At 72.0% G+C, this 11965-nt stretch carries 12 protein-coding genes; all 12 read right to left on the reverse strand.

The genetic code is table 11. The annotated features are described in order from the left end of the window. Positions 1-659, reverse strand: a 659-nt coding sequence (locus FJ251_08860) for an acetyl-CoA carboxylase carboxyl transferase subunit beta (protein MBM4117839.1), incomplete at its 3' end; no start/stop codon positions are given. A 191-nt stretch (positions 660-850) separates the two neighbouring features. Continuing rightward, positions 851-1744 carry a purine-nucleoside phosphorylase gene (locus FJ251_08865; GenBank protein MBM4117840.1) on the reverse strand — a complete coding sequence of 298 codons (894 nt, stop codon included), beginning with the start codon at positions 1742-1744 and terminating at the stop codon, positions 851-853. Next, a complete protein-coding gene (gene rimI, locus FJ251_08870; GenBank protein MBM4117841.1) occupies positions 1734-2252 on the reverse strand; it encodes a ribosomal-protein-alanine N-acetyltransferase in 519 nt (172 codons plus the stop codon). Before rimI ends, FJ251_08865 begins: the two co-directional genes overlap by 11 nt. After that, a complete protein-coding gene (gene tsaB, locus FJ251_08875) occupies positions 2249-2941 on the reverse strand; it encodes a tRNA (adenosine(37)-N6)-threonylcarbamoyltransferase complex dimerization subunit type 1 TsaB (protein MBM4117842.1) in 693 nt (230 codons plus the stop codon). The genes rimI and tsaB overlap by 4 nt, the downstream gene beginning before the upstream one ends. A gap of 87 nt (positions 2942-3028) precedes the next feature. Beyond that, a complete protein-coding gene (locus FJ251_08880) occupies positions 3029-4669 on the reverse strand; it encodes a phospholipid carrier-dependent glycosyltransferase (GenBank protein ID MBM4117843.1) in 1641 nt (546 codons plus the stop codon). Beyond that, a complete protein-coding gene (gene tsaE, locus FJ251_08885; protein ID MBM4117844.1) occupies positions 4525-4989 on the reverse strand; it encodes a tRNA (adenosine(37)-N6)-threonylcarbamoyltransferase complex ATPase subunit type 1 TsaE in 465 nt (154 codons plus the stop codon). Before tsaE ends, FJ251_08880 begins: the two co-directional genes overlap by 145 nt. After that, complete coding sequence (locus FJ251_08890; GenBank protein ID MBM4117845.1) at positions 4986-6554, reverse strand: bifunctional response regulator/alkaline phosphatase family protein; 1569 nt, start codon at positions 6552-6554, stop codon at positions 4986-4988. The genes tsaE and FJ251_08890 overlap by 4 nt, the downstream gene beginning before the upstream one ends. Positions 6555-6588: 34 nt before the next feature. Further along, positions 6589-7797 (reverse strand): HAMP domain-containing histidine kinase, encoded by a 1209-nt coding sequence (locus tag FJ251_08895; GenBank protein MBM4117846.1) that lies wholly within the window; start codon positions 7795-7797, stop codon positions 6589-6591. Between the two features lie 121 nt (positions 7798-7918). Next, complete coding sequence (gene serS / locus FJ251_08900; GenBank protein ID MBM4117847.1) at positions 7919-9190, reverse strand: serine--tRNA ligase; 1272 nt, start codon at positions 9188-9190, stop codon at positions 7919-7921. A 74-nt stretch (positions 9191-9264) separates the two neighbouring features. Further along, positions 9265-10170 carry a hydroxymethylbilane synthase gene (hemC, locus tag FJ251_08905; protein ID MBM4117848.1) on the reverse strand — a complete coding sequence of 302 codons (906 nt, stop codon included), beginning with the start codon at positions 10168-10170 and terminating at the stop codon, positions 9265-9267. 75 nt (positions 10171-10245) lie between these two features. After that, positions 10246-11334, reverse strand: coding sequence for a UDP-N-acetylglucosamine 2-epimerase (non-hydrolyzing) (locus tag FJ251_08910; GenBank protein ID MBM4117849.1), 1089 nt, complete (start codon positions 11332-11334; stop codon positions 10246-10248). Then, positions 11331-11965: UDP-glucose/GDP-mannose dehydrogenase family protein (locus FJ251_08915; GenBank protein MBM4117850.1), on the reverse strand; the 635-nt coding region annotated here is incomplete at its 5' end. The genes FJ251_08915 and FJ251_08910, both read right to left, overlap by 4 nt.

An 11965-nucleotide genomic window follows, 5' to 3' on the forward strand; every position in this document is an offset into this window, starting at 1 on the left:
AGGTCGCCGAGCATCGCGAAGGAGGCGGTCACGCCGCCCGTGGTCGGGTGCGTGAGGATCGAGATGAAGGGAATGCGCTTCTCGCGCAGCCGGCCGAGCAGGGCGCTGGTCTTGGCCATCTGCATCAGCGAGAGGATCGACTCCTGCATGCGCGCGCCGCCCGACTGGGAGACGATGATGAGGGGCCGGCCGCTGGCGAGGCTGTCGCCAATGGCGCGGGCGATCTTCTCGCCCACCACCGAGCCCATCGAGCCGCCCATGAAGCGGAAGTCCATCACGGCGACGGTGACCGCATGCCCGCCTACGCTGCCCACGCCCGTGACGACGGCGTCGTCGAGGCCGCTCCTGGCCTGGGCCTCCTTCAGCTTGTCGGCGTAGGCCTCCCCGCCCACCTTGAACTCGAGTGGGTCGAGGCTGGTCAGGCCGACGTGCGTCTCGCGGAAGCTCCCCTCATCGAGCATGAACCCGAGGTAGACCTCCGCCCCCACCCGGAAGTGGTTCTGGCAGTGGCTGCACACCCACAGGCTCTTCTCGAGTTCTTGACGGAAGAGGATCTCCCCGCAACTGGGGCACTTCATCCAGAGGCCGTCGGGGATCTCCTTGCGCGCGAGACGGGGCTGGTTCTTGAGACCCTTCTTGTCGCGCTGCAACCAGGACATGGGCGATACCTCAAGTGGTTTCGGTATAGCTCATCCTTGAGAAGCGACCGGAGTATAGGGAAGCGGCCCGTCCGGGAGCAAGCGGCAAATCCCGGTCGGCGGGGAGCCCATGCAAGTGCCATGCTCAGGCCGGGTTCCCGGCCGGATGCCGAAAGCCGAGGCAGCGCGCCAAGTCCTTGCTTTACAAGGTCCTAACAAGATCCCCGCCCTCCCCGGCCCGCCCCCGGGGGCGGGAGCGCCGCCGAGAGCGCGGCGAGCAGGCGGCCAAAGCCCGCAGCGGCCGCCCGGCCGACCGCCACCACCTCCTCGTGCGAGAGGGGCGGCGCCTCGGCCCCCTCGGGCGGGATCGCGTTCGTGATGCAGGAGAGCGCCACGGCCGGCAGGCCCCAGTCGGCCAGGAGCATCGCCTCGGGGAAGGTCGACATGCTCGCCGCCTGGGCGCCGAGCAGCCGCGCCAGGCGCAGCTCGGCGCGCGTCTCGTAGGCCGGTCCGGGCGCGCAGTTCAGCACGCCGCGGTGCAGCCGAAGCCCTGCCCCGTCCGCGCAGGCGGCCAGGGTTTCCGCGAGGGCCGCATCGAAGAGCGGGCGTCGCGGCGGCCGGCGCGGCGCGCCCGCCAGCGACTGCCCGCGCAGCGGGTCATCGAACTGGAGGCTGAGGATGTCCTCGATCAGCATGAAGTCGCCCGGCGCGAAGGCCGGATCGAGGCCGCCGGCGGCATTCGTGATCAGCAGGCCGCGCAGGCCACAGGCCGCCATCGCCGCCGCGGGCAGGAGCACGCGCGAGTCGCCCAGGCCCTCGTAGCGGTGCAGGCGGCCCGAGAGGAAGAGGAGCGGCGCGCCCGGCCCCTCGGCCAGCCGCAGCTCGCCCGCATGCCCGGCCACGGAGGCGCTGGGCAGGCCGAGGGCGGCGAAGTCCCGCCGCCAGCGCAGCGGAAAACCCTCGGCGGCCGGCCCCAGCCCGCTGCCGAGGATCACCCCCAGCGTGCCGGGCGGCAGATGGAGCGCCGACCAGGTGGGCGCGAGTTCGGCGAGCGCCGCAGCGAGCGCTGGCGGCAGCCCGGACGGCCAGCGAAACTCAAGGGGCATCGGGCGACTCCCGCAGGTGACAGAGCATGATCACGGCGTCCTCACCGTTGTCGGTGTAGTAGCCCCGGCGCAGGAAGAGGCGCTCGAAGCCGCGCGATTCGTAGAGGCGAATGGCCCGCGCGTTGGAGGCCCGCACTTCCAGGCTCACGACGGCGAAGCCGGCCCGCCCCGCCTCGCGGAGCAGCCAGTCCAGCAGGTAGCCCCCCAGGCCCTTTCCCTGCAGCGGCGGGTCGACGGCGAGGTTGAGCAGGTGCATCTCGTCGACGACGATCCAGTTGAAGAGGAAGGCGCGCACGGCGCCGTCCACGCGCACGACGAGGTTCCAGGCGTGCCGCCGAGGCTGGGCCTCCTCGCGCAGCAGGCCTTCGCTCCAGGGCGCGGGGAAGCAGGCCTGCTCGAGGGCCATCACGGCCAGCAGGTGCTCGGGCCGGAAGGGCTCGGCCTCCAGCTCGAGGCCGCGGAAGCGAGCCTTGAAGCCGGCCGGCAGCGCGGGGGCGGGCTCCCTCACGGCGCGCCCTCCGGGTCGGGGGCGCTGCGGCGCGCGCCCGATCCGGGCAGGGTCACCGAGGGCGCGAGCAGGTAGCGCGGCAGCAGGCGGTCGAGGGCGGGGCCGCCGACCAGTTCCGTCGCCTCGCGGGCCAGCCGCGCGAGAGCCACGAGCTGGGCTGCGGCCTCCGGCTCGGGCGCGGCGCCCGGGCCTTCGCCGACATGCTGCAGGGCGGCCGCCGCCGGCCCCGCGAGGGCGGCGGTCGCCAGCGCCTCGGCCAGTTCGCCGAGGGTCGCCAGGCGTTCCTCGCTCGGCTGCCAGGCGCCGGCCGCGAAGCGGGCGATCCAGAGCTCGTCGGCGCGGGCGCGGCGGCTGACGAGCGCGGGCGCGGCGAGCCCGGGATCGGCGGCCAGGCGCGGCAGGGCGAGGCTCGGCAGGGGCGCGAGCGGGATGTCGCGGCCGAAGACGAGCCCCTTCGCCGCGGCGAGACCCACGCGCAGCCCCGTGAAGCTGCCCGGCCCCAGCGTGACGGCCACGCGCCTGAGGCCTGCCCAGTCGCCGCCCGCCTCCGCGCGCAGGCCGGCCAGGCCCTCGCCGAGGAAAGCGAGCTGCTCGCGCGGCTCGCCGCCCAGGCGCGTGAGCAGGCGGCCGTCCGGCAGCTCGAGGCTGAGGAGCCCGTGGCGGGCGCTGACGTCGATGGCGAGGATCATGCAATGCTCGTCCCGGTTGGCGGCTCGTGGACACTCTAGCGCATCCGCCGGCGCGGGCGATCCCCCTTTTCCGCCGCGCGGCCGCGCCTAGGGCCCGGCGCCCACCGCGAGGACGAGATCGCCCGCCCGCCCGCGCTCGACGAGCAGGCCCGGCGCCACGGAGTCGAGCCGGGCCGCGCCGGCCGCCGTCGTCAGCAGCGCGCGGCCCGCCGCGCAGAGCAGCGAGTCCGTGAGCGCGTGCGGGTCCGCGATCGGGTCGGCCAGCCAGCGCCCCGCGTGGAAGAGCACCGCGTTGCGCGGGTCCCAGGTGCCCAGGCCGTAGTTGAGCAGGGGCTCGCCCGCCGGCGTCGCGGCCGCGATCGCGGGCGCCAGCGCGACCACCTCCGCGCTCTGCGGCGCGAGGCCCACGGCGCCGCGCGGCGCGAAGTGCGTGAAGTTGATCGCGAGCGCCACGGCCAGCGCCAGCGCTGCGAGCCCGGCGTTCAGGCGTCCGAGCCAGCCGCGCGGCGCGAGCCAGCGCGCGAGCGCCCAGGCCGCGAGCAGCGCGAGCGCCGGATAGACGTTCAGCACGTAGCGCAGGAACTGGTTGCGCGTGAGGCTCATCAGCGCGAGCGGCAGCAGCGCCCAGACGAGGAGCAAGGCCCCCGCCGCCGAGCGCTCGCGCCGCCAGGCGCGCCAGGCGAGCGCGCCGCCCCCGATCGCAAAGGGCAGCCAGGGCCAGAAGTTGCCGCCGAGCAGCTTCAGGTAGCCGAAGACGAACCAGGGCCCGCGCTCTCCCGGGTCATGCGCCGCGCGGCCGAGGATCAACCAGCCGAAGTGCTCCTGCCAGAAGTCGGCGCCGCCGTGGGCCGCATTCCGCCAGACCCAGAGGCCGAAGAACGCGAGGCCCCCCGATGCGGCGAGCCAGAAGCCACCCGCCGGCCGCCGGCGCGCGGCGAGCAACCAGAGCAAGGCGACAGGCAGCAGCAAGCCGCCGATGGCGCTCTTCGTGAGCAGCGCGCCGCCGAGGGCAAGGCCGAAGGCCGCGAGCCAGAGCGCGCGGCGCCGCGGCGCGGCGACCTGCTCGGCCTGCCAGAGCGCGGCCAGCCCCGCCGTGAAGAAGAAGACGAGGGTCTGGTCGAGCATGCCGCGGCGCGCGTAGTCCATGAAGAAGCCGGGCAGGACGAGGATGAGCCCCGCCGTCAGCCCCGGGTCCGCGAGCGCGCGCGCCGCGCCGTGCCCGGAGGCTGCGGCGCCGCCCGCGCCCGCGAGCAGGCGCCGGCCGAGCGCCGCCGTGAGCAGCACCGTGCCCGTCGCGGCCAGCCCCGTCGCCAGCACGGCCGTGAAGCGCGAGACGCCGAAGAGGCGATAGAGCAGCGCGGTGACCCAAAAGTGCAGGGGCGGGTTGTCGTAGCGCGGCGCGCCGCCGTGGGTGCTCACCCAGCTGCCGCCGGCCGCGAGCTGCTCGACGGCCTTCTGCGCATAGTAGGCGTCGTCGAAGCTGCGCAGGCCGCCGCGGGTCTGGCGGCCGAGGAAACCGGCGAGAGCGAGCAGCGCGAGCGCGAGAAGGGCGGCTTCCCGCGCGCCGATCCGCGGGGGGCGGCTCACGCCGCGCGCCACGGCGCCAGGGCGGCGAGGCGGACCGCCGGCCAGCCGCTGAGCGCGAGCCGCCGCTCGCGCTCGCCCGTGATCGCGAGCGCGATGCGCAGCGCGCCGGCGGGCAAGAAAGCAGCGAGGCGCTCGGCCCACTCCACCATACACACACCGTTTCCTAGCCGCTCATCGAAGAACCCCGCCTCGAGCAGCTCCTCGGCGCCGCCGGTCAGGCGGTAGGCGTCGAAGTGGAAGAGCGGCAGCCGTCCGCCCGCGTACTCGTTCAGCAGCACGAAGCTCGGGCTGTCCACCTCGCCCGCCGGCACGCCGAGGGCCGCGCAGTAGGCGGCGACGAAGAGCGTCTTGCCCGCGCCGAGCGGGCCGTCGAGGGCCAGGCAGTCGCCGGGGCGCGCGCCCGCGGCCAGCGCGGCGGCGATGGCCGCCGTCTGGTCCGGCGAGGCCGCGCGCAGGCTCAGGACTTCGGCTCCAGGATCGCGCAGGGGACGATCACCTCCTCCAGCGAGAGGCCGCCGTGCTGGAAGCTGCCCAGGTAGCGCTGCTCGTATTCGTGGAAGTTGGTCGGATAGACGAAGTAGAAGTTCTCCCGCGCGACGACGTAGCTCTTCGTGCGGCTCTCGGCGGGCAGGCGCCACGCTTCCGGCTTGGTGATGCGGATCGCCTGCTTCTCGTCGCAGCCGAGGTTATCGCCGTACTTGTAGCGGATGCCCGAGCTGGTGTCGCGATTGCCGTGCACCAGGCTCGAGCGCCGGCAGAGCACCGAGCCGTGGTCGCTGGTCACCACCACCGCCGCGCCCTGGCGCGAGAGCACCTTGAGGATGTCGTAGAGCGCCGAGTGGCGGAACCAGGAGCCCATCAGCGTGCGGAAAGCCGCCTCGTCAGGCGCGATCTCCTGGAGGATCTCCGACTGCGAGCGACCATGAGCGAGGATGTCCAGGAAGTTGAAGACCAGGGCGACGACCGGGATGCTCTGGAAGCTGCCGATCTGCCGGTACAGTTCGTTCGCCTCGTTGATCTTGGAGATCTTCGCGTACTTGAGGCCCCGTCCCTCGAGCCCGAGTCGCTTGAGCTGCGCGGCGAGCAGGTCCTTCTCGTAGCGATTCAGGCTCAGCTCCTCGCGCGGGTCCTCGTTCCAGAAGCGCGGGTGGCGGCGCTGGATGTCGTCCGGGAAGAGCCCGGCGAAGATGGCGTTGCGCGCGTAGGGCGTCGCCGTGGGCAGGATCGCGAAGTAGTCCTCGCGCTGGATCGTGTAGAGATCGCGCAGCATCTCCTCGACGACGAGCCACTGGTCCAGGCGCATGCAGTCGATGACGATGAAGACGACCTGCCGGCCGTCGGCGATGAAGGGCGCGACGAGGCGGCCGAAGAGATCCGGGCTGAGGAGCGGGCGCTCGCGCTCGGACTGGCGAACCCAGGTCGGGTAGCGCTGCTCGAACCAGCGGCCGAAGGCGAGGTTGAGGTCGCGACGCAGGTCCTGGTGCGTCTGCTCGAGCCCCGTGCCCGGGTAGCGGTCCAGGCGCAAGTCCCAGTCGGTGAGGAAGCGGTTCACCTCCAGCCAGCGCTGCCAGCTCGCTTGGTCCATGTTCTCGCCGCTGATGCGACCGTACTCGCCGATGTAGTCCTGCGTGAGCTGCCCCTCCTGGATGCGGCGGCCCTCGAAGATGCGCTTGATCGCCGAGAAGATCTGCACCGGGTTGACCGGCTTGACGAGGAAGTCCTGCACCTGCTGGCCGAGGGCCTGGTTCATCAGGCCCTCCTCCTCGCTCTTGGTGATCATGATCACGGGGATGTCGCTGCGGATGCGGCGCAGCTCGAGGAGGGTCTCGAGGCCGTTCTTGCCGGGCATCATCTCGTCGAGGAGGACGAGGTCGTAGGACTCCTGCTCGATGAGGGCGAGCGCGTCGTCGCCGTTGGGCACTCCGGTGACGAGATAGCCCTTCTCCTGCAGGAAGATGATGTGCGGCCTCAGGAGATCGATCTGGTCGTCGGCCCAGAGGATCCGCTGGCGCGGCGGCTGATTCACGGCGCTCCTTTCGCGCGGGACGGCCGGTGCCGGCCTAGATCGGCAGGCGCACGACGAAACATGAACCGTGGCCGGGGTGGCTGTCCAGGAGCTGCAGCCGCCCGCCGTGGTACTCCTCCACCACCCGCCGGCTCAGCGTCAGGCCCAACCCCCAGCCGCCCTTCTTGGACGAGTAGCCCGGCCGGAAGATGCGCCGGCGCACGGAGGGGCTCATGCCGCGTCCGTTGTCGCGCACGTGCAGGTCCACGGTGCGCTCGGTGCCGTTGTAGCTGAGCGATAACGTGATCAAGCCCTGCTCCTTGTCGAGCGCGTCCAGCGCGTTCTTGATCAGGTTCTCGACCACCCACTCGAGCAGCTCGCCGTGGAAGCGCACCAGCGGCACCTCATCGTATTGCTCGCGGATCTCGACGTGCACCTTGTGCTGGGGCAAACGCCGCCGGAAGTAGACCACCGTGCGCTCGACGACCGGCCGCAGGTCGCCGCGCTTGAGGGTCGGCGTGCCGCCGATGTTGTTGAAGCGGGCCGAGACCTTCTGCAGGCGGTCGACATCGCTCGCCATCTCGCGGAAGGCGTCGGCGAAGGCGGCCTGCGTGGCCGGCGGCAGCGAGGCCGTCTCCAGGCGCGACTCGCCGAGCTGGATCCAGCCGAGCAGGCTGGTCAGCGGCGTGCCCATCTGGTGGGCCGTCTCCTTGGCGAGGCCGACCCAGATCGACTCCTGCTCGAAGCGCTTCATCACGAAGAAGCCGAGCACGCCGATCAACGAGAAGACGAGCAGCATGGCGAGCTGGATGGCGATCGCCTTGCCGAGATCGCGGGCGAGGTCGCTCTGGCCGTAGCAGATGCGGCCCTGCACGCGTGCCGGCGAGCCGGGAGAGTAGAAGACGACCGAGGTGCCGCGCGTCTTGAACTCGGCCGCCATGCTCATCAGCGCGGCGACGTGCACGTCCGGCGGCTGCGCCGGGTCGAAGCTGACCAGCTTCTCGAAGCCGTACTCCTTGTAGCTCGGGAAGCCCGTCACCTTCCACCAGCTCGGTCGCCCCTCGTTGTCGACGATGATGATCGGGAAGGGCGCCGTCGTGGAGATCTCGTCCATCAATGTACTGATGCGCTGCTTGTTGCGCAGGATCTCTTCGGTCTCCAGGTAGAGGCCGAGCAGGCGGCTGATCACCTCGGTCGAGAAGTTCGACTCGCGGCGCGCCCGCTCGTTGAGGTGGCGCACGTAGAGCACCGCCACCAGCAGCACCGCCAGGCTGGCGATGAAGACGTACAGCTGCAGCAGGAAGCGAATGCGCTCGCTCGAGAGCGCGAAGCGGCGAGGCAGCGCACACCTCCTGGTGCCGGGCGTCAGGCGCCGAGCCTGGAGCCTAACGGCTGAGGAACTCCTGACCGCCCAGGTAGGGCGCGAGCGCGGCCGGAAGCCGCACCTTGCCCGTGGGCGTCTGTCCGTTCTCGAGCAGGGCGGCGACCAGGCGCGCCAGGGCGACGCCGCTGCCGTTCAGCGTATGCACGAAGGCCGGCTTCTCGCCCGCCGCCGGCCGGAAGCGGATGCCGGCGCGGCGGGCCTGGAAGTCCTCGAAGTTGCTCACCGACGAGACTTCGAGCCAGCGGCCGACGCCGGCGGCCCAGATCTCGATGTCATAGCACTTGGCCGCGGCGAAGGAGAGGTCGCCCGCAGCGAGGCAGATCACGCGATGGGGCACGCCGAGCGCCTGCAGCACGCGCTCGGCCTGGGCGAGCAGGCTCTCCAGCTCGTCGTAGCTCGTCTCCGGCCGCACGAACTTGACCAGCTCCACCTTGTCGAACTGGTGGACGCGCAGGAGCCCGCGCGTGTCCTTGCCGTGGGCGCCCGCCTCGCGGCGGAAGCAGGGCGTGTAGGCGACGAAGTAGCGCGGCAGCGCCTCCGGCTCGAGGATCTCGTCGCGGTAGATGTTCGTGACCGGCACCTCGGCCGTGGGCAGCAGCCAGAGGTCGTCCAGCTCGGCGTGGTACATCTGGTCGGCGCTCTTGGGGAGCTGACCGGTCCCGGTCGCGCTGCCCGAGTTGACGAGCAGGGGCGGCGCCAGCTCCGTGTAGCCGGCCGCGCGGTGCAGGTCGAGCATGAAGTTCACCAGCGCGCGCTGCAAGCGGGCGCCGTCGCCGACGAAGAGCGGGAAGCCGCTGCCCGCCACCTTGGCGCCGCGCGCGAGGTCGAGCAGGCCGAGCGTCTCGGCGATCTCCCAGTGCGGCAGGCGCTCCCAGCCCTCGGCAGGCGGCGGCTCGCCCCAGCTCCGCACGAGGACCGCATCCTCCTCGCCGCCAGGGGACACCGAGGCGTGCGGAATGTTCGGCAGGCGGAGCTGCTCCTCGGCGAGGGCGGCCTCCAGCTCGGCGCTCTTCGCGTCCAGCTCCTTGATGCGCTGGGAGAGGGTGCGCGTCTCGGCGATGGCGGTCGCCGCATCCTGCCCCGCCTGCTTCATGCGGTTGATGTCCTCGCTCGCCTGGTTGCGCCGCGCCTTCAACTCCTCGACCTCGCGCAGGAGCGCGAGCTGCTCGCTGTCCAGGCGGAGCCAGAGATCGAGATCGCCGCTCTCGCGCTTGGCGGCGAGGGCGGCGCGCACTGCGTCCGGGTGCTGCCTGATGAACTTGCGATCGAGCATGGCTGTCCTCCCCCACGCGCTCGGCGGGGCAGTCTAGCACCGGGCGGGCGGAGCGCCAAGGGACTTGCGGGGGCTCAGACGGGCAGCAGCGCGTGCAGCTCCTCGTCGCCGAGGGCGAGCAGCAGCTCGGCCAGCTTCAGGCCCAGGTCCTCGGCCTTGGCGGCCGGCCCCTGGATGGCGTCGCGGATGAAGACCGTGCCGTCGGGGTTGCCGAGGAAACCCTCGACGATCATCGAGTGCGAGTCGAGGGCGGCCCGCACGCCGATCGCCAGCTCCGGGTCGCCGCCCAGGCGGTCGAGGAAGGCGCGCTCGGCCATCGTCTCGAGGCGGCTCGTGCGATCCTCGACGGAGCGCAGCAGCTCCTCGATCTCGGGGTCCTCGCGGCGAGTGATGAAGCCCAGGCAGCCGGCGCCGGGCGCGGGCAGCAGCACGCTCTCGCCGATGATCTCGCTCGCGCGCTCCTGGCTGCCGACCAGCTCCAGGCTCTCGGCGCTGATGACGATCCCGTCCAGGGACTTGCTCGCGAGCTGCTGGATGCGCGTCTCGGCATTGCCGCTCAAGCGCACCAGCTCGACGCCGTTCCCGCGCAGGTGGATGAGGAGCTGCGCGCGCTGACGCAGGTGCGAGTAGCCGAGGCGGGCGCCGGCGGGCAGCTCGTCGATGAGCTGGTAGCGATCGGAGACGAAGGCGTCGAAGGGGGTCAGGCGTTCGGTGACGCCGACCAGGCGGATCGGCGCCGGCAGGCGCACCGGAATCTCCTTGAGCAGGTGGACGACGACGTCCACCTTGCCCTTGGCCAGCGGGCCCTCCAGCGCGCGGATGTGCGCCTCGGGGTCGCCGGACTTGGCCGCCGGCCCGGGCTCGAAGGCCTCCAGCTCGATGTGCAAACCGTCGTGGGCGCTGGCGAGCTGGGTGCGGATGCGCTCGGCGGCGAGGCGCGAGACGCGGCTGTTGTTGATGCCGATGCGCAGATGGTCCATGGGGCGATCCTAGCGGGCGGGCGCGACCGGGTCAAGTAGAGCCGGATTCCTTGCCGCCCCCGCGCCGGGCAGCCCCTAGCGCGCGGCCAACCAGTCGGAAGTAACGGCGACGATGCGCTCGGCGGCGTGGCCGTCCCAGAGCGGGGGCACTTGGTAGGCGCGGCGCGTGTCGTGAAGCGCCGCGCGAGTCGCCGCCCGGATGCGCGCCGGGTCGGTGCCGACGAGCACGTTCGTGCCCAGCGTGCAGGTCACCGGCCGCTCGGTGTTCTCGCGCAGGGTGAGGCAGGGCACGCCGAGCACCGTGGTCTCCTCCTGGATGCCGCCGCTGTCGGTGAGCACGAGGCGCGTGTCCTTCATCAGGCGCAGGAAATCGAGGTAGCCCTGCGGCTCGACCAGGCGCAGGCCGTAGGCGGCCGTGTCGATGCCGTGTGCCTCGAGCATCTTCGCCGTGCGGGGATGCACGGGCCAGAGGAGCGGCATCGCCTCGCCCGCCTCGCGCATGGCGCCCAAGATGCCGGCGAGCTGCGCCGGGTCGTCCACGTTGCTCGGCCGGTGCAGGGTGACGAGCCCGTAGCCGCCGGGCGCGAGGCCCAGGCGCGCGAGCACGTCGCTCGCTTCGGCCTTGCGCAGGTAGAAGTGCAGCGAGTCGATCATTGCGTTGCCGACGAAGTGGATCTTCTCGGCGGCCACGCCCTCGCGCAGCAGGTTGGGCTCGGCTTCGGCGCTGGTCGTGAAGAGCAGGTCCGAGAGGATGTCCGTCACCATGCGGTTGATCTCCTCGGGCATCGCGCGGTCGAAGCTGCGCAGGCCGGCCTCGACGTGGGCCACGGGGATCGTCAGCTTCGCGCAGACAAGGCTGCAGGCGAGCGTGCTGTTGACGTCGCCCACGACCATGACGAGATCGGGCCGGCGCTCCAGCGCGACCCGCTCGAACTCGGTCATGATCAGCGCGGTCTGCGCGGCGTGTGAGCCGCTGCCGACCCCGAGGTAGACGTCCGGGCGCGGCAGCTCGAGGTCCTCGAAAAAGACCTTCGACATGTTGTCGTCGTAGTGCTGGCCGGTGTGGCAGAGCTCCAGGGTGAGCCCGCCACCGGCGGCCGCCCGCACGATGGGCGCCATCTTCATGAAGTTGGGGCGCGCGCCGACGACGCCGAGGACCTTCATGCGCCCGCCTTCCCGCCGCGGCCAAAGCTGGCGTAGGCGAGGCCGGCCTCGGCCATCAGCGCGGGCGTGAAGATGTTGCGGCAATCGACCACGAGCTTGCGCTTGAGGAGCTGCGCCACGCGCTCCAGGTCCAGGACGCGAAACTCGTTCCACTCGGTCACGATGACGAGCGCGTCGGCGCCCTCCAGGCACTCGTAGGTGCCGGCGGCCAGCTCGAGGTCGGGCAGCGCGCGCTTGGCGTTCTCGCCGGCCACGGGATCGAAGGCGCGCACGCGGGCGCCCTTCGCGCGCAGCAGGGCAATGATCTTGAGCGCGGCGGCCTCGCGCACGTCGTCCGTGTTCGGCTTGAAGCTGAGGCCGAGGATGGCCACCTGCATGCCCTTCAGCTTCGCCTCGCCACCGGCGAGCGCCGCCAGCTTCGCCACGGCCCGCAGGGGCTGCCGCTCGTTGGCCGCGATGCTCGCGGCGACCAAACCCATCGGCGCGCCGTGCTGCTTGCCCATCGTGAGCAGGGCCTTGGTATCCTTGGGGAAGCAGGAGCCGCCGAAGCCCGCGCCCGCGTGGAGGAACTTCGCGCCGATGCGCTGGTCCAGGCCCATGCCGCGCGCCACCACCTGCACGTCGGCGCCCA

Source organism: bacterium (genome assembly GCA_016873475.1).
GTDB lineage: Bacteria > Krumholzibacteriota > Krumholzibacteriia > JACNKJ01 > JACNKJ01 > VGXI01.